20 protein-coding genes and 1 tRNA gene are annotated in these 20,481 nt (G+C 35.6%); 8 read left to right on the forward strand and 13 right to left on the reverse strand.

Annotated elements, in window-relative coordinates; translation table 11 throughout:
• Positions 1 to 55: 55 nt before the first annotated feature.
• Positions 56 to 3,517, forward strand: a complete 3,462-nt coding sequence (locus tag ACMAZI_RS04655) for a hypothetical protein (protein WP_412473681.1) — start codon at positions 56 to 58, stop codon at positions 3,515 to 3,517.
• A 19-nt stretch (positions 3,518 to 3,536) separates the two neighbouring features.
• Here ACMAZI_RS04655 and ACMAZI_RS04660 read toward each other — a convergent pair whose 3' ends face one another.
• The 9 genes from ACMAZI_RS04660 to folE2 all read right to left on the reverse strand — a co-directional run bounded on the left by ACMAZI_RS04660 (position 3,537) and on the right by folE2 (position 10,135).
• Entirely contained in the window at positions 3,537 to 4,121 is a 585-nt protein-coding gene (locus ACMAZI_RS04660; RefSeq protein WP_114705364.1) for a hypothetical protein, read from the reverse strand.
• A gap of 1 nt (position 4,122) precedes the next feature.
• Complete coding sequence (locus tag ACMAZI_RS04665) at positions 4,123 to 4,911, reverse strand: hypothetical protein (RefSeq protein WP_133296853.1); 789 nt, start codon at positions 4,909 to 4,911, stop codon at positions 4,123 to 4,125.
• A 159-nt stretch (positions 4,912 to 5,070) separates the two neighbouring features.
• Complete coding sequence (locus tag ACMAZI_RS04670; RefSeq protein WP_412473680.1) at positions 5,071 to 5,565, reverse strand: hypothetical protein; 495 nt, start codon at positions 5,563 to 5,565, stop codon at positions 5,071 to 5,073.
• Between the two features lie 258 nt (positions 5,566 to 5,823).
• Positions 5,824 to 6,372: a hypothetical protein gene (locus tag ACMAZI_RS04675; RefSeq protein ID WP_412473679.1), complete on the reverse strand. Its 549-nt coding sequence runs from the start codon at positions 6,370 to 6,372 to the stop codon at positions 5,824 to 5,826.
• 1 nt (position 6,373) lies between these two features.
• Positions 6,374 to 7,159 (reverse strand): helix-turn-helix domain-containing protein, encoded by a 786-nt coding sequence (locus tag ACMAZI_RS04680; protein ID WP_412473678.1) that lies wholly within the window; start codon positions 7,157 to 7,159, stop codon positions 6,374 to 6,376.
• A gap of 97 nt (positions 7,160 to 7,256) precedes the next feature.
• Positions 7,257 to 7,757 carry a hypothetical protein gene (locus ACMAZI_RS04685; RefSeq protein ID WP_114705359.1) on the reverse strand — a complete coding sequence of 167 codons (501 nt, stop codon included), beginning with the start codon at positions 7,755 to 7,757 and terminating at the stop codon, positions 7,257 to 7,259.
• A 197-nt stretch (positions 7,758 to 7,954) separates the two neighbouring features.
• Positions 7,955 to 8,905: a glycosyltransferase gene (locus ACMAZI_RS04690; RefSeq protein WP_412473677.1), complete on the reverse strand. Its 951-nt coding sequence runs from the start codon at positions 8,903 to 8,905 to the stop codon at positions 7,955 to 7,957.
• 97 nt (positions 8,906 to 9,002) lie between these two features.
• Positions 9,003 to 9,078 (reverse strand) — tRNA-Val (locus ACMAZI_RS04695).
• A 118-nt stretch (positions 9,079 to 9,196) separates the two neighbouring features.
• Positions 9,197 to 10,135, reverse strand: coding sequence for a GTP cyclohydrolase FolE2 (folE2, locus tag ACMAZI_RS04700; RefSeq protein WP_114705358.1), 939 nt, complete (start codon positions 10,133 to 10,135; stop codon positions 9,197 to 9,199).
• A 241-nt stretch (positions 10,136 to 10,376) separates the two neighbouring features.
• Between folE2 and ACMAZI_RS04705 the strand changes: the two genes are divergently transcribed.
• From ACMAZI_RS04705 to ACMAZI_RS04715, 3 genes are read left to right on the forward strand one after another with little or no spacing between them, the layout of a single operon-like run.
• Positions 10,377 to 10,586 carry a hypothetical protein gene (locus ACMAZI_RS04705; RefSeq protein ID WP_114705357.1) on the forward strand — a complete coding sequence of 70 codons (210 nt, stop codon included), beginning with the start codon at positions 10,377 to 10,379 and terminating at the stop codon, positions 10,584 to 10,586.
• Positions 10,587 to 10,596: 10 nt separating this feature from the next.
• Entirely contained in the window at positions 10,597 to 11,433 is an 837-nt protein-coding gene (locus ACMAZI_RS04710; RefSeq protein WP_412473676.1) for a hypothetical protein, read from the forward strand.
• A gap of 1 nt (position 11,434) precedes the next feature.
• Complete coding sequence (locus tag ACMAZI_RS04715; protein WP_412473675.1) at positions 11,435 to 11,995, forward strand: AAA family ATPase; 561 nt, start codon at positions 11,435 to 11,437, stop codon at positions 11,993 to 11,995.
• 1 nt (position 11,996) lies between these two features.
• Here ACMAZI_RS04715 and arsB read toward each other — a convergent pair whose 3' ends face one another.
• The 3 genes from arsB to ACMAZI_RS04730 form a co-directional block, all read right to left on the reverse strand.
• Positions 11,997 to 13,007: an ACR3 family arsenite efflux transporter gene (gene arsB / locus ACMAZI_RS04720; protein ID WP_412473674.1), complete on the reverse strand. Its 1,011-nt coding sequence runs from the start codon at positions 13,005 to 13,007 to the stop codon at positions 11,997 to 11,999.
• A 1-nt stretch (position 13,008) separates the two neighbouring features.
• Entirely contained in the window at positions 13,009 to 13,425 is a 417-nt protein-coding gene (locus ACMAZI_RS04725) for an arsenate reductase ArsC (RefSeq protein WP_412473673.1), read from the reverse strand.
• Positions 13,426 to 13,512: 87 nt separating this feature from the next.
• A complete protein-coding gene (locus ACMAZI_RS04730) occupies positions 13,513 to 14,838 on the reverse strand; it encodes a dihydroorotase (protein ID WP_412473672.1) in 1,326 nt (441 codons plus the stop codon).
• A 54-nt stretch (positions 14,839 to 14,892) separates the two neighbouring features.
• Here ACMAZI_RS04730 and cysS point away from each other — a divergent pair, with 54 nt between their 5' ends.
• Positions 14,893 to 16,353, forward strand: a complete 1,461-nt coding sequence (cysS, locus tag ACMAZI_RS04735; protein ID WP_114705351.1) for a cysteine--tRNA ligase — start codon at positions 14,893 to 14,895, stop codon at positions 16,351 to 16,353.
• A gap of 99 nt (positions 16,354 to 16,452) precedes the next feature.
• Entirely contained in the window at positions 16,453 to 16,956 is a 504-nt protein-coding gene (locus ACMAZI_RS04740) for a hypothetical protein (RefSeq protein ID WP_120405254.1), read from the forward strand.
• A gap of 37 nt (positions 16,957 to 16,993) precedes the next feature.
• Here ACMAZI_RS04740 and lgt read toward each other — a convergent pair whose 3' ends face one another.
• The gene (gene lgt, locus ACMAZI_RS04745; RefSeq protein WP_334678144.1) at positions 16,994 to 17,773 is read right to left on the reverse strand and encodes a prolipoprotein diacylglyceryl transferase; all 780 of its coding nucleotides are present in this window, start codon (positions 17,771 to 17,773) and stop codon (positions 16,994 to 16,996) included.
• A 57-nt stretch (positions 17,774 to 17,830) separates the two neighbouring features.
• On the opposite strand from lgt, the gene priA reads away from it, so the two are divergent.
• A complete protein-coding gene (gene priA / locus ACMAZI_RS04750) occupies positions 17,831 to 19,867 on the forward strand; it encodes a primosomal protein N' (protein ID WP_412473671.1) in 2,037 nt (678 codons plus the stop codon).
• A 5-nt stretch (positions 19,868 to 19,872) separates the two neighbouring features.
• Positions 19,873 to 20,478 (forward strand): LysE family translocator, encoded by a 606-nt coding sequence (locus tag ACMAZI_RS04755; protein ID WP_412473670.1) that lies wholly within the window; start codon positions 19,873 to 19,875, stop codon positions 20,476 to 20,478.
• The last annotated feature ends 3 nt before the right edge of the window (positions 20,479 to 20,481 follow it).

A 20,481-nucleotide genomic window follows, 5' to 3' on the forward strand; every position in this document is an offset into this window, starting at 1 on the left:
CCACATGCTTATTTAAAGACAATTTAGTGAGAAAATATAGGGCAGTGAGGACCCTATGAATCTATTTAATTTAAAGAATAAAAAAGTAAAAGAAAACCCTGAAGAAATCAAAGCAATAACTGCTCAGGCAGCTGAGAAAATTGTTGAAGATCAACGATTACTTGAGGAAGCAATTAGTGAAAATAATTCACTAAAAAGAGATATTGAAGTACAGCGTATAAAGCTTCAAAAAACAGAAAATAATTTACGTCGACTACAGTCTGATCTAACAGATGAGATAGCGGATAAAGAAATTCTTGAACAAAGAATAGATAAGATTAAGTCTCTAAATAAGTCTCAAGAGTCATCACTAAAAGAATTAATCGATCAAAAGCAGCTTGTTATAAAAAGTATTACGAGTTTAAAGGAAGAGGTAACAGGTCTTTCGAAAACACATGGTGATAAATTAGAAAGTATTAATAAGATCAAGCTTGAACTTGCAACATTAAAAGGTGAAGAGGGTACTTTAAAGAGTAAACTAGACGTTCTTAGTGGCAATAAAATCTGTAATGCAGAAGTGAAAGAAGGTGTAAGCAACCAGATTAAGGATACTAAGAAAAGAATTAAGAAAATGCTTTCACAAATAGAAAGCGATAATATCGAAATTCAAAAAGTAGAAGATCAAATTGAATTATTAAATACTGAAAGAATTAAACTTGATAGTGAAATCTCTTCATTAATCGAGAAGAGCCAGAAAGTTAAAGCCAAGAAAAATGAAGAGGCAACACTTTATGAAAGAATGAAGTACGACCTAGAGGCGTCGTATGAGCACAAAAATGAACTTGAGAAGAAACTTGCTCATCAAGTAAGTGAGTTGCAAGTTGTTAATTCAAAGCAAGAAACTGTTAAGCAGAGCATACTCAAGATTAAAGCTCGAATTAATCGACTCGAATCAGAGGCTTCGGAGCTTAAAACTCAAGAAGAAAGTGAGAAATCACAACTTAAAGAGTTAAATTACCTCCTCGATTCACAAGAAAAAAAGAAGCTTGAGCTAGAGTCTGACTTGGAACTGCTAAAGTCAGAATCAGGACGCTTCAAGAAATTAATTGAAGAAAACCTAGTTCAGCAAAAAGAGTTAGAAACAAAGATTACATCATTAAGGGAAAGAGAGGGAAGCTCTCTCTTAGAACTTGATGAGCTAGATCGAACTTATAAGAAAACAAAGAGAGAATATGAATTAATTCTTGCAGAAAGTATTGAAAGTGAAAAAAGAATTCGTGCTCTAAATAGTGAAAGTGAAAGATTAACAATTTCGCTTAAAGAGCTTGAAACAAAGAAGAATCAGGCTACTGCAAATTGTTTAAATCGTGAAAAACAAATTGAAGCTCTCGAAAGAAAGATACAAGACGAATCTAATGAGATTAAGAATTTAAGACTAGAGATTAACGAAGAGAAAGGCCGTGAAGTAGAATTGAGACAAGAAATTTTTGATCTTGATGTCGAAAAACGTCGTTTGTTATCTGAAAAAGAGAGTCTTTCTCAAACAGCTCTTAAATTAGAAAAAAGTATCGATCTTCTAAATCTTAAAGTTGAAAAGTCTAAGAGAAATAGAGATGTTCTTAATGAAGAAATTCAAGAACAAGATAATTTAATGAATATTCTTCTAGCAGATGAAGAGAAAATCACTAAATCAAATAATGAAATCCTTTTACAAATTGGAAGTTTAAAGGGACGTATTGAGATCGGTGAAGGGCGAATTGAAACTAAGGGGCAAGAGATTGAAGAATTGGCCCAAGAAAATACAAAACTTAATAGAATTGCAGATGAATTGTGTACTAAGTTAGATCAAACAGTACAACAATTGGAAGGTGTTGAAGAGAAAGTTGCTCATTTTGAAAGAAAAATCTCTCAAGTAGAAGAAGAGATTAGCAATAATAAAGAAGTAACGAGTGAAAATATCGAGATTATCTCGCAACTAGAGAATAAAGTCGTCGATTTAAAAGATGTACTTTCACGTAAAGAAAATACTCTATCATCGCTTAAGTCCAATACAAAGCGAGTTGAGAGAATAAAGAATAAAAAATCGAAAGCAAAAGAATCTATAGAAACAGAAATTTCTAAATTAGATGTAGCAATCCAAAGAGAAAGCGATACATATGAGAGACATCTGACACATAAGAGAAATCTTGATGGGCAACTGAAGCTGCTGGAAGTAGAAGTTGAGGACAAGAGAAGTAAAGAGCAGGTTTTAAAAACAGAAGTTGAAGTTATTGAAAAGATGATTAACTCAACAGAACAAAAGCTAGATGAACTTGATAGTGTAAAAAGAAATCAAGAAAGTAATTTACAAGAATTTACTTTAAAAAGAGATACGCTTCTAGCAAAGCATAAAGACTTAAACAATCAACAAGTTATTAGTAATGAAGAATTAACTAAGATTGAAAATGATTGTTACAATATTAGAGCTGCAATGGCGACAATCGAAGCAGAAATCGAGGAAGCCGAAAATCAATTAGAGTCAAACCTTACGAGAAAGGTACAACTTAATCAAGAAATCAAAAAACTTGCTGTTGATACTAGAGAAGCAAAAAAAGAAATCGTAAAACTTAATACAGAAATTGAAAAAAGCAGTATTGAATTAAGTGAAGTTGAAAATAAGCATCAAGAAAAGCTTGAGCTTTTAAATGTTGAATTAGACGAAAAGAAAATAGTCGAGAAAGAGTTTAAGCAAAAGAAGAAAAAGCTTAATGAAGCATTGGCCGCTTCTCAAAAGACTGAAGATGAATTGAATCTTGTTCTTCTAAATAAGGAAACATTAGAAGAGGGAATTGATAAGGCCACAAGACAAAAAGGTGAGCTTCTCATTCAAAGAGATGAGCTTTTAGGACGTCTTAATAAACAAAGAGAAGAAAACAAAGCAACACGTCAACTTCTAGAAGGTGTTTCTATTGAAATTAATGAATTAAGAAAGGAATGTTCTTTAATTAATGACGAATTCCAAGAAGAAAAAAATAAGACAAAGACAATCGTTAACTCTCTAGAGATGTTAAGAGGTCAGGCCAGAAGTTTAAAGGCCCAGAGAGCTCAAAGTCGCTTTGAGATCAAATCTGTTAAAGAACAAGCCGCTCCTATTATGGCAGAGGTGGAAAATACTCAAAAACAAATAAAGGTTGAAGAAGTTCAAAGTGATTTAGAGATAGCTCTATCAAAAATAGAATTTGATGCAAGTCTATATATCAATGAGAATGCTGTTGATAGAATCAAGACGGCCAAATATCAAAAAGGTTTAATCTCTTATATCGAATCTTTACCATTTGTATTTTCTCGAATTGAATTTGTTAAAATCACTCTAATTCAATCTGGGGATCTTTCAGTTACAGTAACTGGAAACCTAAGATGTGATGAAGAGCTTACTAAAGAACTTCTTAAAGATAATATAAAAGGGAAGTTTACAGATGGCATCCGTTTTAAGATTAGTGATAACTCAATTCGTTTAGTAGTTGTTGATAATAGAAAAAACCTAGGCGTTAGTATATAAGCGCCTAGGATTAATTTTTCTAATTACAATATGGGATGTCGTATTTTTTAGTGAAGATTTCGACGTATTTTCTATCACCGTTTCTATTATTTCGCGTAATATCTTTTCTTAAAGTAATACTTGGACTTAGGCTTTGTCTACGTACTTTCTTTATAACTTTACAGCGATTATCTTTACGGCCATAACACCTTCTTTCTTCACTTTCAGACTCAATCGGATATGAATAGTATTTTGATCCAGCTAAAACATCTTTAAATCGATCATTTTCTCTACTTCCACCAAGCCATACTCTTTTGTATACAGGCATTTTCTTAATTGATCTTAGTTTGTCGTTTTCAATACAAACGTTAAATACCGATACTATTTTACCAACAAAGGCAATATCACCTTGAAGATCAAGGTTATAGTCATTTCTTACACGATCTCTGATGATATTCCAGTTCTTATCTTTTAGTTCATCGAGATCGTCAACTCCACCAACTACACCGCCAGTTCCTGCGTCAATGCGGTCATTTTTAAGTTCTAGGAATCCATTAATTCCGCCAGTTCCTGCGACGGTATTTAGGCTAAGTCCAATTAATATTATAAATACTAGATTCTTCATTTTAATCCTTTCTCATTGTGTCTGTGGCCATAAAAGTGAATGTCTTGATTTCACCAAGCATTCCTTCTTCCTTAGTCACATTAATTTTTTTATAAAAAGCTTCTTGGTCAATTTTTAGCCACTTTCGATAACCTTCGGGACTTAAGCCTTCTGCATAAAATGCGATTAGGTTTTTTTCAGCAAGATCAACATCTTCTGTTTTCGAATATTTTTCAACTAAGTTTAAACCAAGCCTTTTTACAAGTTTAGGTGAAAACTCTATCTGTTTATCACCAATTGTGTATGTATTCTTTTTTGTAAGTTTTAAAACTCCAAGGTCTAGCATTTTATCTGCTGTTTCAACGCCGCTCATACCATAGCGATATTGAATATATTCGCTTGTAATTGGTGACATTGAGGCAAGACAGTAAATCTCTGCAAAAACTTTATCATAGAGCATCTCTTGATTTGCTTCTTCACTATATTGAAGATTACCCTTGGTTGAAATAGGAGATCTTTTTTCAATTTCCTTTGCAACTCTTTCTGGAATATTCTTTAACATAAGGCCGCCATTAGGACTTTCAGCTAGACAGCTATAAAGTCTTACTAGTGTTTGATAACCAGGTCGGTTTTCTTGGGCCAATAATCGTTTTAATGTTCTTTGATGGATTCCAGATTTCTCTGATAGTTTTCTTAGACCTATTGATTCATCACGAAATTGTTTGAGATGTGTCGTGATATCGAGTGCAACTTGTCCTTTTAGATCAAGGGTCGTTGTATCTTTTAAGTTGTTGATATCATTTGTAGTCATTTCTCTCATTATGCTTCAATTTATACGGTAATTGTGCCAGTTTCGTAATTAAAAACATTTAAGTAGTAAAAATTACAAAGGCCAAGAACGTGTCTTGGCCTTTTTATAGCAGCAAGTGCCCCTTAGGGAAAAGGCACTTGCCTAGATCCTTACTCGTAATTAGTTACAAGCTGGGATTTCGTATGATTTTGTGAAAAGCTCTACTAGCTTGTCATCACGATCTCCACCACGACGAACTAACTTAGAAATAGTGATGTCTCTAACAACTGATTGAGTTTCAACTTCTGTATAAGTTTTACATCTGTTGTCGTTTTTTCCGTAACAAATTTCTTTAGTTACAACTCTTGAGATTGGGAAAGAAAGAATTTCGTAACCAACGATTACTTTTTTGAAGTTATCATTATCTCCACCTCTATTAGTTCTAACGTACTTGTAGATTGGGAATGGCTTAGTTGTATTGAAGTTTTCACCGTTAACACATACGTTGAAAGCTGTAGTTCTAGTTGTTCCCATGAATACTGAGTATCCTGAAGACATAACTAGGTCTACGTCATTTTTAACTTCTTCTCTAATGTGATCCCAAGTGTCGTTTGCAGATAGTGCAAAAGATGAAACGCTTAGTAATGCAGCAGCAAGTGCGATTAATTTTTTCATAAATTCCTCCGGTTTGTTATTAAATTGTTTGAAATGTTGTTTAAACAATTTGTTTCTTATTTAGTTGTTTTGATGAGATGAAATTAATTTGATTGAATTAAAGTGACAATTTTTCTACTCGATTAATGGGATTTTCATCGACATTGTCATAAGAATCTTGGTTTTTTAGGACAAATGAAGGTTTTTGACGATTTTGTCCATATTTTGCAAAAAAAAAGCCGCTATTACTAGCGGCTTAATTTATTTTGAATTGTTCATCTACTGACAATAAGGAATGATAAATTCTTTATTAAAAGAGTCCTGAATTACTTCTCTAGGCCTATCACTATTGCTTTTATAGACTTTTACTTTTTTTACTTTCACCTTTTTTATGGTTTCAGTTGTAACTTCTTTCGTTACTTCTCGACATCTCTTGCCATTGTTTGCACAAACTCTATCCCATGTAGTGTAGGTGATAGGGAAGCTTAACTTTTCAGTTCCAACTTTGACATATTTATATCCGTCTTCATCTGCTCCAAAATGTGTTTTGCCAACTTTAATTCTCTCGTACTTAGGAAATTCTCTTGTTGTTCTGAGAATATCTCCGTCAAGACATGTATCAAATGCACTTACTGGCCTTGAGACAAAGACAGTTGTTCCTTCTATTTTGATGTCATCACTTAGTTTTTTAGCATTTAGAATCTTATCCCATGATGTATTTGGTCCTAGTTTTGCAAAGTCATCTTTCGTTGGCTTTGGTCCACCTGAAACTCCTCCTACGCCTGCATAGATAGAAAGGGATGCTAAAATTATTATTAGTTCTTTCATATTATTTCTCATTCAAAGTATCTGTTACCATAAATGTAAAAGATCTCTTTGTTCCTTTTGATTTACTCTCATTTGCAATTTTAACTTTTTCTTCAAAAGCCTTAGCGTCGACTTCAAGCCAACGGTTATAAGCTTCGTCACTCAAACCTTCTGCGTAGAAGCCGATGATATTATTTCCATAGTCTTCTGCGTTTTGTGGTTTACTATACTTTTCAATTAGTGACATTCCTAAGCGCTTAAGTGTTTTTGCGCTGAAATTCGTTTGATTCTCTCCAAGGGTATACAGCCCCGCCTTTGTCTGTCGGAGCGCTTTCATATCAAGCATCTTTTCTAAAGTTAGCATTCCACTCATTCCGTAGCGATATTGAATTAGCTCATTGGTTATTGGTGAACATGCTGCTAAGATATAAATCTCAGCAAAAGTTCGATCATATAACATTTGAGTTTCAATATTCTCGTGAAACTGAATACCTTCACTTGCTCTATTTGGATTACACTTATTAATCTCGTTCTTTATCACTTCAGGAACTAGAGATAATAAAAGTGTGTCATTATTAGTGTTATAAATAGCTCGGTAAAGCTTTAGAAGTGTTTGGTATGTAGGCTTATTTTCCTTGGCCAGTAATCGATAAATTGTCCTTTCACTAACTCCACTTTTATCAGAGATAAGTCTTACGCCAATTTTAATATTGCGATAGCTTTTCAGATTATCAGTCAAATCATTAACGACTTGATCGATAAGCCCAAGAGGTTCTTGGCCGATATGTGGGGAGTTGGTTTTATCCATAGAACTTGGAATAGCATGAACAGATTGTTAGATCTACTCATGCTATAAAAAGTATAGCTTAAGCGCCTTAGGGAAAACGCTTAAGCTATTGAATTTATTAGTTACAAGCTGGGATTACGTATTCTTTCTTGAAAAGTGTTTTTTCAATTGTACGATCATTTGAACCAACGTTTCTTCTAACAACTTCTTTTACAGATACGTTCTTAGTTAGGTCTTGGTTAACTGTGTAAGGAACTCTCTTACAGTTTTTGTCATCGTTTCTACAAACTTCTTTATATGAAGTGTAAGTTGTTGGGAAAGAAAGGATTTCGTATCCAACGATTACTGATGCATACCCATCTTCGTCAGCTTCTGGGTGAGATTTTCCAACTTTAACGATTTCGTAAATTGGGAATTCTCTAGTTGTAACAAATTGGTCACCGTCTAGACATACGTCAAATGCGCTAACTGGACGACCAACAAATACAGTTGTTCCAGCAAATGAAAGATCCCAATCAGCAGATACTTCAGACTTGATTGTATCCCAAGAATCGTTTGCAGATAGTGCAAAAGTTGAAACGCTTAGTAGTGCAGCAGCAAGTGCGATAATTTTTTTCATAAATTCCTCCGGTTTATTAGACATTCAATTTGTTGAAGCCTTTAATTAATTAAGTTGTTTTGATGTGGAGGTTATATTTTTTACGAATTGTTATGTCTAAAAAACACAAAGTATATTGAATTTTTCTTGGACAATGGCAGTAGGGTCGCCTTATTTGGCTGACATGTTAGAAATGATGTCAGCTCATTGATACCATTTTAAAATGGAAGGTTATTGAACGAAGATAGTCTTTTCATATGTTTGATAACAGCGCTTCTATGATCAAAAGCTAATTCTTGTTGTTCTTGAATACCCATCATTAAAATGTTTTTAGCATAAGTAATTAAGTCTTGCATTGTAGGGTGTATTTGGGTTTTTTGTGTAACCCAGCTATATCTTATATCATTATTGTCAAGAATTAGCGGAATACATCCTTGGTAGATTGCTTCTAGCGTAGCGAGAGAAAAGTTATCAGTTTTAGAAGTTATAATAATAAACTTATGTTTTTGCATTGTCTCAATGGCTTGATGATGTGGTATTTTATCTTGAAAGATTATATTCTTTTTATCTATTAAAGAAGAATAAGGAGTAACTTTATTAGAATTATCATTCAAGTGTTCTCCAATTATTTTTATACTCAGATTATTTAATAATATTTCATTAATTTGTTCTGGTGATATCTTTTCTGGAATCACTCTTCCTATAAACAATAACTCATTACTTCTTTGTAAAAAATTGTTTAATGGTATTTGTTGTAGTTCGGGAAAATCAAATATCCACTCAATGTACTTTAACCCTAAGGTATTTGCTTGATTCTTAATTATTGGATTCGAACATATAAGTCCGTCGTAGTCCTTTAGATTTTTATGATGCTTCTCTTCTAGATATACAGGACCTGGAATAAAAAAGTAGGCTTTGGCGTTATAGTGACGTTTTAGGTGTGTTATTGCTAGACCCTGGCATTCATGTACTAATAAAACAATTTCTTTATTAATAGATAATTTTTTAATGTCTTCTCTAATTTTAAAAAGGTTGTAGGGATACTTTGTAAGGATTAAAGCTGTATCATATTTTTTATTTAAAAAAATATTCAAATAATTTGCAGACTTTAAAATGCCTGTATGTCTACAAGTATCAGATATGATTATTATTTTTTTTTTCTTCTTCATAAATAACATTATGAAGTAAAACTAAATAAAAAAAAAGAACTCATCGAGTTCCAATTAAAGTTTGTGAATTTATGGGAGGTTTTCCACTGAAAAAAAGTGGTGGGCGATGACAGGATCGAACTGCCGACATCTACCTTGTAAGGGTAGCGCTCTCCCAGCTGAGCTAATCGCCCTCCGATTTGAAGTGGAGTTAGAATAAGGATTTCACCCTTAGTTGTCAATATAGAAATTTAAAAAATATAATATTTTTTTTATAAAATAAAGGCCTCTTATTTAGAGGCCTTCTATTTCTTATGCTTTTGGGTGTTCTTTTCTGATATATCCGACAGCATTATGGCTGTGTAAGCTTTCTAGGTGCTCAACCTTGGCCTGCCAGTCTAGGATTTCTTTTTCAGAGTTTAGAACCTCTGAAATTCTTCTTGTAGAGTGCTCAACAAACATTGGATTATCACCGTTTAAGATTGCAAATGCCTGCTCATCAAGTCTCTTAACAAGAGATTGAGTCTCTGTAGGAAGTGCGATTCTCATTAGTTCAATTAAGTCCTCAACATGAAATTTCGACTCTGCTTTGTATTTAACAGTAATCGTAGCAACTGATCTTTGTGAGTGAGCAGAAGCGATACCACTTCCTTCAGTTGTTTCACCATTTCTGTATTGCTCTTCATATTGCTTAGACATTGAAAGAGAACATGGGCATGTCGATGAGTATTCATACTTAAGTGTTAAATTGATGTATGGAATTCCATCACGACCTTCAATTCCTTCCATTGATACATTGTAGTATTGCCAACCCCAGTTTCCTGATTTTAGTGACTGTTGCTTAACTGGATAATTAAAGTCTAGCGTTAGGTGGGCCTGTGGAATCAATGGTTCAGTATCATAGTCACGAAGATCTGTACGGTATCTTCTAAGTACTGTTGCGAAGAATTCGTTATTAACGTTCTTCTCAAGTCCTTCTGCTTGAAGGATGTTACAGAAGCGAGACATGTTTGCACCTGTCTTGTGTGCTTCTAAGAAAACAAACATTGAAGCTTGTGCGTCAGTTGAGCGCACACTTCCATCTCTGTGTTCAAAATTTAGTGGAATACGAAATCTCTCAATCCCAACTTTTGGGATTGCGATATGCACGTCATTCGCCGTTTTTTGGAAATCATTAAGTCCAGTATCATCTTTGATCTGGCAGTTTAAGATATCTTCGCTGCTATTTCTAAGCGCTTCGATGTTTTTCATAGTGTGTCCTTTTGTTCCTTATGCAGAGGTAGGTGTGGTCCAACCTTACGTTTTATTAATAATAGCACGTTTTAACGTGTTCAAGGACTTTTGGCAAACGAACTCCGTAGTAATTATAAGGCTATACAGTGTATTACCAATTAGTTAATGAACATAAGTTGTTGTTTTTTATGAAATAACCTCATTTAATATGCGAAATTTCAGTAAATACGGTAAAATAGAAGGTGACGAGGAGCTTGATATGAAGGAAAGGTCCGTAAAAGTCGAAAATTTCGTACGCTACTTTGGCGAAATTGAAGACGTAAAAAAGCAAATTGAATGTTGCCCTAAATGTGGGGCCAAATTCACTGTGACTCATTTAGCCGATCACGATAACCTCTATATTCACGAAGAGGTGACATGTGAAAACTGCACATATGGAACAGAGGAAACACTTCATATTTTAAATTAAGGAAGTTTAAGTGAAGTACACATTAGTTATTGCTGTCATCGCCAGCCTGGGAGCTGGTTTCTTTATTGGAAGATCTCAAATACCAAAGCCTGAAATTCAAATCAAAGAAGTTGAAGTTATTAAAGAAAAGAAAGTCGAAGTGATCAAGGAAGTTCCAGTTATTGATAAGGCGGGGGATGAAGCCCTTGCGCAAGCCTTTACTTTATTCTTAGCGGCTCTTGGACTTGAAAAAGTTAAGGTTCAAGAAGATGAAGTAAAAGAGATCATGAAAGATCCAACGGACTTCATTGCAAGAAATTCAATAAAAGAAAAATTAGCGCATAAGCAAAATACTGATAAAGATAATGAATCAAGATGGGGGATGCCTAGTAAGACTTCTGATGTGAGCGCACCTCAAGAGCCTAAAGTATATGAGATGGTGAAGTATTCTCCAACTCCAGCGATAACTGAACCAACTGTCTTTTTAGCAAAATCAAAAGTGATTAATGATGCAAAAGAGCTACAAAAAATTAATGGTTCTTATGCGGGGCAGATTAATTTTTTTGATGGTAAATACAAAGGTCAGCGCCACCGTATAGTTTTAAATGTCGACTACTTTTCATCAGATGATGGGAAGGGAACTGACGGGCAATCAGAAATTCTCTTATATGATGAAAATGGAAAGAATTATTCCCACTCGCGAGGTACAGGTGGTAATCGTAATATTTTAAATGGCGAGGATGGCTCATTTGTTATTCGAATCGTCGATAATACCTTCATTCACTTTGTGACAAAGTTTGGAATGAAGATGGCAAATTACTACGATGATGGAAAGCTTGTAGGAATAGCCAAGCTTGTGGAGAATTAAAATGAATGGCCCTCTTCTCATTATCGTATCTGGCTTACCTGCAACGGGAAAGACGACGATTTCAAAAGAGCTCGCAAAAGAGTTTTCATTACCATTGATAGGAAAAGATATAATTAAAGAAAGTCTATTTGATAGCTTGGGAGTTAAGGATAGGGCCTGGTCAAGAGAGCTTGGAAAAGCAAGTTATCCCATTTTATATTCTTTTATTGAAGCACAACTTAAGGTTTCTAAAAACTTGCTAGTAGAGAGTAACTTCTCTGATCAATTCGATACACCTATTTTAAAAGACTTTATCTCAAAGTATGATGCAAGGGTACTTACGATTTATTGTGAGTGTAATGGCAAAGTCTTATTAGAGCGTTTTAAGACAAGGGCCTTATCTGGAAAAAGACATCCAGGGCATCAAGACCAATTAAACTTCGATGAATTCAAAGAATCACTCGCAAAAGGTAAGATTGAGAAATTAGAGCTAGATTGTAAAAGCCTCATTGTTAATACGACTAACATTGATGATCTTGACTTAACTGAAGTGAAAGTAGAAATAAAGTCTCTACTTTCTTAAATTAATAGCGCCATTTATTTGCAATCTTAACAAGACTAAGCATAACCGGAACTTCAATAAGAACTCCCACAACAGTTGTTAGGGCCGCTCCTGAGTTGATTCCAAAAAGGGCGATGGCAACAGCAACTGCAAGTTCAAAGAAGTTACTGGCACCAATCATTGAACCAGGGGACAAGATATTATGTGGTAAGCACATCTTGCGACCAATTCCCCAACTGACAAAGAAGATAAAGTAAGTCTGAATTGTAAGAGGAATTGCTATCAGAAGAATGTGAAGCGGGTTTGCTAAGATTTTTTCCCCTTGAAAAGCAAAGAGAAGAACAAGGGTTGTTAAAAGGGCAGCAATTGAAACTGGTTTAAGGCGTGCCATAAAGACCTCTTGAAACCACTTCATTCCAAATTTCTTAATTAAGACTTTATTTGCGATATAGCCTGCAAGCAGAGGAATTACGACAAAGATCACGACTGAACTTATGAGTGTATCGTATGGAATCGAGATACTTGTGACTCCAAGTAGGAATTGAACGATAGGAATGAAAGCAACAAGAAGAATTAAGTCATTAATGGCCACTTGAACAAGTGTGTACTCAGGATCACCTTTTGTTAAGTAAGACCAAACAAAGACCATGGCCGTACAAGGAGCAGCACCTAAGAGAATTGCTCCTGCAATATATTCTTGTGCAAGCTCTGGACTTAAGTAAGCAGCATAAATTTTTGAGAAGAATAACCATGCAAAGAAGGCCATAGTAAAAGGCTTAATAAGCCAGTTGATGACAATTGTTAAGCTTAGGCCTTTGGGATTTTTTCCAACATCAGCAATAGAATTAAAGTCAATTTGTACCATCATTGGAAAGATCATCAACCACACAAGGATTGCAACTGGGATATTAACAGTAGCTATATTCATCTCACTTAAAATTGAAATTGATGAACCAAGGACCTTTCCTAGAATAATACCTGCGACGATACAGATCGTTATCCAAATACTTAAATAGCGCTCAAAAAAACCCATCTTATATTCTCTCTTCTAAATTAATTACCATTGTCTTTATTTCATCTCTCACGCGGCGATAAACCTGAAGTATTTCTTCTTCGTCACTAAGGTCTTTAGTGAGGCGAGGAGGATCATCGAAACCGATGTGTATGATCTTGCCACTAGGAAAGTAGGGACAATTTTCATTTGCGTCACTACATACTGTGATGACAATATCCATTTTCTCTTTTATTTCATCCGTTGTTTTTGATTCATGATTTGAAATATCAACGCCTGCTTCTTTCATGACAGCTACGGCATAAGGATTAAGGCCATGCTTCTTTGTCCCTGCTGAGTAGAAGTTATACTTGTTTGCTTTTAGGGCCTTGCCCCATCCTTCGGTCATCTGAGAGCGACACGAATTCCCCGTACATAGGAATAAGATATTCTTTTTCATTACATACCTACATTTTAAATAACATCCTATTATTACAAACTTCGTAATGAATCGAGTAGCTCTTAATTGTTAAGATTTGATTATGCTCTATTTACCTCGAACGATCGGCTGGGCCTGAACTTTAATGGCCTTGCCGTGATCCATGGCAACTTGTCCGCTTACAATCGTGTATGTTGGCGTTCCTTGAACTTCCATTCCATTAAATGGTGTCCAACCAACTTTAGAAGCCTGATCCTCATTCTTAATTGTGAACTTCTTATTCATATCAAGAATTGTGAGATCGCCATCCATTCCTTCTTTAATAAAGCCCTTATTGAGCTTAAAGAGTTTTGCTGGATTTTCTGCGAGGTAAGTGATGATATCTTCAAGTTTAAGTCGTCCAGCTTCAACATGAGTTAGCATAACTGGTAGCATCGTTTGCACACCTGGCATTCCTGAAGGTGATTTAGGATATGGCTGATCTTTTTCTTCAAGAGTATGAGGAGCGTGATCACTCCCAAAGACATCAATCACACCATTTTTTAAACCTTCCCATAGGCCATCTGTATGGTCCTTTGTGCGAATTGGTGGATTCATTTGAGCAAGTGTTCCAATCTTGTCATAAATATCTGGTGCAAAGAGAGTCAGGTGTTGAGGAGTGACCTCAATTGTACAATGCTCTTTTTGATCTTTTAAAAATTCAATTTCATCTTTTGTTGTAAGGTGGAGAATATGAACCTTGCGACCTGCTTTCTTTGCAACTTCAATAATCATCTTAGTTGACTCTAGGGCCGTCTGGGCATCACGCCATTTGTAGTGTGCGTGAACATCCCCATTTGCATTATCACGAATAGCAACGTTAGCGTGAAGCCTTTCTTCACTTTCACTGTGAACTGAAATATGGCAATCAAGAGTTTTAAAGATCTCAACTAATTTATCTGTATCATAAAGGAGTAGGTCGCCAGTTGAGCTTCCTAGGAAGATCTTTACCCCAGAGCACCCAACCATATCTTGTGATTTAATAAGCTCATCAAGGTTCTTTCCACTTGCTCCAATGAAGAAGCCGAAGTTGGCATATGAAGTCTTGCGGGCGATATCAACTTTGACCTGCGTTGCTTCAACTGTTGTTGTTGCCGGCTTTGTATTTGGCATTTCAAAGAAGGTACAAATACCACCTAAGACAGCAGCTTTTGAGCCGTGAGCGATATCTTCTTTATGAGTGAGACCAGGTTCGCGAAAGTGGACCTGTGAGTCGATAAGTCCTGGTAGGATATCGAGTCCCTGCGCGTCAATGACTTTATCTGCTTTTGAAAGCTCTTCATCACTAAATTTAGCTAATTTAACTATCTTAGCGTCCTTTATTCCGATATCTTCTTGCCAGCTTTTTTGTGATGAGTGTAGAGTTCCGTTTTTGATGATTAAGTCGAATTCCATGACAGTTTTCCCTTTTTCGGTTATTCTATCTGCATAAAAATAGAGGAGTTGATAGTGTCACTAGTAGTTTACAATACTTTAACAAAGAAGAAAGAAACTTTTAAGCCGTTAGAAGAAGGCAAAGTTAAGCTCTACCTTTGTGGTCCAACGGTTTACGGGCCGCTTCATATTGGAAACTTTAGAGGGCCAATCTTCTTTAATTTTGCCCGCAATTGGATGGAGCATATCGGTTACGATGTAAACTTCGTTTATAATTACACTGATGTTGATGACAAGATCATTAATAAGGCAAATGAAGAAGGCGTTGATTCACTTGAGATCTCAGAGCGCTATATTAAATATTTCCAAGAAGACTTTGGCCGTCTAGGACTACGTCCTCATACTCATAACCCGAAGGTTACAGATTATATTCCTCAAATTATTGAGTACGTTCAAGGCATAATCGATAATGGTATGGCCTATGTTGTTGACGGAGAAGTTTTCTACGAGACAACAAAGCTAGATTCATATGGAGAGTTATCGGGCGTAAATCTAGACGAATTAAATTCGGGAGAGCGAGTCGAAGTCGACGAGCGCAAAAAAGACCCAAAGGATTTTGTTCTTTGGAAGCCTGCCAAAGAAGGTGAACCATCATGGGATTCTCCATGGGGCAAAGGTCGCCCAGGTTGGCACATTGAATGTTCTGCCATGATCAAATCTATCCTTGGTAAATCAATTGATATCCACGGTGGTGGAATCGATTTAATTTTCCCACACCATGAAAACGAGATTGCTCAAGGTGTTGGATGTAATTCATGTAAGTATGTAAATTATTGGATGCATAATAACTTCATCAATATGAGTGGAGAGAAGATGAGTAAGTCCCTTGGGAATATCATCACTGCTCGCGCATTCATGGATGAATATCATCCAGAAGTTCTAAAATATATTATGCTTTCAACTCACTACCGTTCAATGCTTGATGTGACTGATGAGAAGATTGATCAAGCCTTTAGCGGATCAATTAGAGTTTATCGCGCACTTCAAGTTGCAAAGCATGCAGCAACTTTTGCGACAAATGATTCAGCTAAAGTTAATAAGAAGTTAGCAGAAGAATTGTCACGTCTTGATAAGAAAATTGAAAAGGCTTGTAATGATGATTTCAATACTAGTGAGATGATGTCAGCAATTTATGAAGCCGTTAAAACTTTCAATGCCCTTAATCTTGAAAAGAAGGCAAAGGATGTAAATTCTGCTCCAACTGCAATTGCCTTTTCTGAATGGATTGCAAAGTATGGCCGTATGAGTGCTTTATTTGCAATGGACCCTGAGCAGTTCTTAAATGAGATTAAAGAAGTTCAAATCAGAAGAAAGGGGATAGCCCTAGAAAAGGTTGAAGAGCTTCTTGCTAAACGTGCTGATGCTCGTGCTGCTAAGGACTGGGATGCCGCGGACTCTGCTCGTGATGAGCTAAATGCTCTTGGAATTGATTTCCAAGAAAGTGGTGACGAGGTCACTTGGTCTGTTCGTGTTTAAAGCTTGAACACCGTATGTAATACTTCCAAATCTTTAATCTAGACTCTCTTCTTGTGATATTTTTTAAATATACATACATATGACAAGAGGAGAGAACCCATGAAAAAACTAATGATTTCAGCTACTTTGATGATTGTTTCAGCTTCATCATTTGCACAAATTAATTCAAAAGAATTTGTTAATTGCTTTGTTAAGGCAACAAATGAAGTGATTGTTGAACTTCAAAATGGAGATTCAAAAAGTAAGAAGAAGAGACTTTGTGAGGAACTTTCTCAAGAAACAGTTGATCGATTAATTGAAAAGTTTACGGTTGTTGAAGGTGGGGTATTAAAATATTACTCTGCAAACTCAATGGGCCAAGAGCGAATGATTGATATTTACGATTATATTAAAAATGATATGGACTGTTACGGTCTTCCTCTTGAAGGTCAAAAAGGTTCATTAGTAGGAGCAATCGCAAATTCATTTGCTTATAATAAGAACCTCGATTTAGCAGATGCTGCTCTTGATAGAATGACTGGAATTGATCTTTGGGGATCATTCTTTGGTAAGTCTAGAATATATGACACGCTAGATGAATTAGATTTATCTTATTGCAAATAATAAGAATATAAAAAAAGGAAGCTTGAAGCTTCCTTTTTTATTTTTTTTCAACTGGTTTATAGAAGACAAGAATTATACCTGCAATAATTAGAGGTATACTCAAAAGTTGTCCCATATTTAGAATCATCCCTTGTTCAAAGGCAACTTGATTCTCTTTAAAAAATTCAACAATAAATCGCCAAGTGAACCCACCAATAAAAATAAGTCCAAGAAAGCGTCCCGCTTGCCATTTCTTATGAAACTTTGAATAGAGAAAGTAAATAACACCTGAGATAGCAAAGAAGCCTAAGGCCTCATATAATTGAGCTGGATGGCGTGCAATATTGTCAGCACGGACAAATTTAAATGCCCATGGAAGACTCGATGGATGGCCAAGGATTTCTGAGTTAAAGAGATTTCCAAGGCGAATAAAACCACCTGTCATTAATGAAGGTGCAGCGACAAGATCAAGAAGCCAAAGTAGTGGAACATCCTTTACTCTTTTCTTAAAGATGTAGATAGAGATAATAACACCTAGGAAACCACCGTGGCTGGCAAGTCCGCCTTTCCAAACATAGAGGATCTCGAGAGGGTTACTTAAGTAGTAGCCAGGCTCATAGAATAAGCAGTGGCCTAGTCTGGCCCCGATAATACAACCAGCTATCATATAATTTAAGAGGGAGCTAACTTGATCTGTTGTAAACCCTTTCTCTTTAATTAGATAGCGACGACAGTATCGCTCGCCAATAAAGAAGCCAAGGATAAACATAAGTGAGTAATAACGAACCGCGACAGGTCCAATCCTAAATATTTCTGGATCAACATTCCATGTAATCATATACTTATTGTATGGTTTTAGTGTAGCTTTTACACTTACTTTTTAAAAATTATTCTTATGCAAGACGTTAACAAGCTGAACGCTCAACATTATTGCCAAGTCGCGGTCAACTATCCAAAGCTTCCAAGTATCTTAACCTATAAAACCTTAGGAGAGGAGATTCCTGTCGGCTCTCTTGTGGAAGTACCTTTGGGGAGACGAAAGGCCAAAGGTGTCGTGACAGAATTTAATATCTCTAATGAAGACCTTGAAGCAACTCTTGCAAAGTATAAATTAAAACCTGTTAATGAAGTATTAGCTCCAGAGTTTAGCTTATCAAAAAGTGAAATGAAGCTTTATTCTTGGATGTCTCGCTATTATCACTATAATCTTGGACAGCTTGTTTGGGATTGTTTACCTAAGATTTTAAAGAGACCACGAGAAGTAGAGACAGAGTTTGGACTTAATCAAGACTTTGAACATGTATTAAGTCCTGACCAGAAACCAATTTATGAAAGTATAAGTGCAAGGCTTGAATCTGGCTTTGATCGTTTCCTTATTCATGGAGTAACGGGCTCTGGTAAGACGCTTATTTATCTTCATCTAATTAAAGAAGTATTAAAGAAAGGAAAGAGTGTTCTCTTTCTTCTTCCTGAAATTAATTTAACTCCTCAGTTTATGGAGACTTTTAAAAAATATCTAGACTGCCCTGTACTTCCATATCATTCAGGAGTAACTCCTTCACATAAGAATTCAATTTGGAAGTTTTTAAAGAAATCCGATCGTCCTGTACTTCTAATGGGGGTACGCTCAAGTGTTTTTCTTCCTGTTGAAAATTTAGGCCTTGTTATTGTTGATGAAGAGCATGACAGCTCATTTAAACAAACAGATCGTTGTCCTTATAACGGAAGAGATGTGGCCATTAAAAAGGCCCAGCTCTTTAATGCACCAGTTGTTCTTGGTAGTGCCACTCCAAGCTTAGAAAATTATTATACGTTCACCCAACTTAAGCCCGATAATTATTTTAAGTTGGAAAAGAGGGTCGCTGGCGGTTTCCCTGAAATCGAATTATTAGATTCACGCTCTCACGGGCAGAAAAAAGATATGGATGCTCTATCGATTTGGCCTTTTGAGAAGAAGTCGATGGATATGATTAGCGAAGCTTTAGATCGTGATGAACAAGTCCTTGTCTTTGTTAATCGCCTTGGTTTTTCAAATTACCTCCAATGTCGTAGTTGTGGTTATAAATTCGAAGATCCAAATACAGGGGTTCCGCTTAGATACTTTAAAAATAAAAATATTCTTTCTAGCTCTCATTCTGATTATCAGATTCCTCGTCCTGAAATTTGTCCTGAGTGTGGAAATATGAACCTTCTCCAAAAAGGCTTTGGAACAGAGAGGTTACAAGAAGTTCTTCAAGACTTTTATCCTCAAAAGAAGATAGAACGCTTTGATCGTGACGAAATAACAAATCTTGAAAAGCTAGAAGATAAATTGGACCGTTTTCATAAAGGCGAAATTGACATTTTTGTCGGTACACAGATGCTATCGAAAGGTCACAATTTTAAAAAAGTAAATCTCGTTCTAATACTTGGAACAGATTCAATGTTAAACTTTCCAGACTTTAGGGCCATGGAAAAAGCATATCAAATGATTGTTCAAATTCTTGGAAGAGCGGGACGTTATTCAAATCATGCTAAGGTTGCGATTCAAACGATGCTTCCTGATAATACAATGTTTGATTTCATTAAGTCACATAGCTTCAATGGCTTTTATGATTATGAATTAAATACGAGAGAATTTGGTCTCTTTCCACCATATACGAAGATGGCAAATATCCATGTTTCAGGTCGAAATCGTGAAAAGATTATCTCTGATCTAACTCATGAAATTAATAGACTACGTATGCTAATAGATAAGATGGGAATCGATGCGCAGGTTTGGGGACCGACTCCAGCAATGATTGAACGACGTGCAAATTTATTTACTTGGAGTATGACTCTTATGTGTAAAAATGGGGGAGAGTTAAACCAAGTGTTGCAAGTTTTTAGGTCTCAAAATAAAATCGATTATTCTTTTTCAGTTAAAATAGATGTCGACCCAATGGATACGTAAGTCTTATGATAACCAAAATTCTCACTAGTTTTATTTTTATTGTTGCACCTCTTGTGTACTCACCGGGGCCTGCCAACATAACCCTTGCTGGACTTGGCGGCACCTTTAGTTTCAAAAAGACGCTACCTTTCATTTTAGGACTATGGCTTTCAACGATCTCTGGCCTACTAATTTGTCTATATGGAGCGACTGACTTTATCATGAAGCATAAGACGCTCATGACATATCTTCCAATATTTGGAGCACTCTATTTATTCTATATGGCCTATAAGAGCCTAACGAGTATTAAAAAAATTTCAATTGAAGATAATCAAGAAGAAGATGAAAGTTTAAAAGGTCCATCATTTATTGAAGGTGTTATCTTTCAGGCCTTAAATCCTAAATTTTTAGTATTTACGATAAGTGTATATTCACCCTTCATAGATGAAGGAACACTTTTCCTTTCATTATTTAGTGTGATTTTATTTATAGGCGGGGCCAGTGCACACTTAGCGTGGTTCTTTTTAGGTAATCGTTTATCACATATTTTAGGTGGCAAAACAGCGCAATACTTCTTTGGTATCCTCTTGATCGGTGTTGGAATTTGGATGGTATCTTCTAGTCTCAAATAAATT

It is taken from the genome of Halobacteriovorax sp. YZS-3-1, from assembly GCF_047084945.1.
Lineage (GTDB): Bacteria > Bdellovibrionota > Bacteriovoracia > Bacteriovoracales > Bacteriovoracaceae > Halobacteriovorax_A > Halobacteriovorax_A vibrionivorans.

Coding starts and splice junctions, on each gene's coding strand:
- ACMAZI_RS04740 (WP_120405254.1), top strand. CDS start 16,453: ATGAAAAAACTAATGATTTCAGCTACTTTGATGATTGTTTCAGCTTCA.
- ACMAZI_RS04705 (WP_114705357.1), top strand. CDS start 10,377: ATGAAGGAAAGGTCCGTAAAAGTCGAAAATTTCGTACGCTACTTTGGC.
- ACMAZI_RS04690 (WP_412473677.1), bottom strand. CDS start 8,905: ATGAAGAAGAAAAAAAAAATAATAATCATATCTGATACTTGTAGACAT.
- ACMAZI_RS04680 (WP_412473678.1), bottom strand. CDS start 7,159: ATGGATAAAACCAACTCCCCACATATCGGCCAAGAACCTCTTGGGCTT.
- ACMAZI_RS04755 (WP_412473670.1), top strand. CDS start 19,873: ATGATAACCAAAATTCTCACTAGTTTTATTTTTATTGTTGCACCTCTT.
- ACMAZI_RS04715 (WP_412473675.1), top strand. CDS start 11,435: ATGAATGGCCCTCTTCTCATTATCGTATCTGGCTTACCTGCAACGGGA.
- lgt (WP_334678144.1), bottom strand. CDS start 17,773: ATGATTACATGGAATGTTGATCCAGAAATATTTAGGATTGGACCTGTC.
- arsB (WP_412473674.1), bottom strand. CDS start 13,007: ATGGGTTTTTTTGAGCGCTATTTAAGTATTTGGATAACGATCTGTATC.
- ACMAZI_RS04730 (WP_412473672.1), bottom strand. CDS start 14,838: ATGGAATTCGACTTAATCATCAAAAACGGAACTCTACACTCATCACAA.
- folE2 (WP_114705358.1), bottom strand. CDS start 10,135: ATGAAAAACATCGAAGCGCTTAGAAATAGCAGCGAAGATATCTTAAAC.
- ACMAZI_RS04725 (WP_412473673.1), bottom strand. CDS start 13,425: ATGAAAAAGAATATCTTATTCCTATGTACGGGGAATTCGTGTCGCTCT.
- ACMAZI_RS04665 (WP_133296853.1), bottom strand. CDS start 4,911: ATGACTACAAATGATATCAACAACTTAAAAGATACAACGACCCTTGAT.
- ACMAZI_RS04685 (WP_114705359.1), bottom strand. CDS start 7,757: ATGAAAAAAATTATCGCACTTGCTGCTGCACTACTAAGCGTTTCAACT.
- ACMAZI_RS04675 (WP_412473679.1), bottom strand. CDS start 6,372: ATGAAAGAACTAATAATAATTTTAGCATCCCTTTCTATCTATGCAGGC.
- priA (WP_412473671.1), top strand. CDS start 17,831: ATGCAAGACGTTAACAAGCTGAACGCTCAACATTATTGCCAAGTCGCG.
- ACMAZI_RS04670 (WP_412473680.1), bottom strand. CDS start 5,565: ATGAAAAAATTAATCGCACTTGCTGCTGCATTACTAAGCGTTTCATCT.
- ACMAZI_RS04660 (WP_114705364.1), bottom strand. CDS start 4,121: ATGAAGAATCTAGTATTTATAATATTAATTGGACTTAGCCTAAATACC.
- ACMAZI_RS04655 (WP_412473681.1), top strand. CDS start 56: ATGAATCTATTTAATTTAAAGAATAAAAAAGTAAAAGAAAACCCTGAA.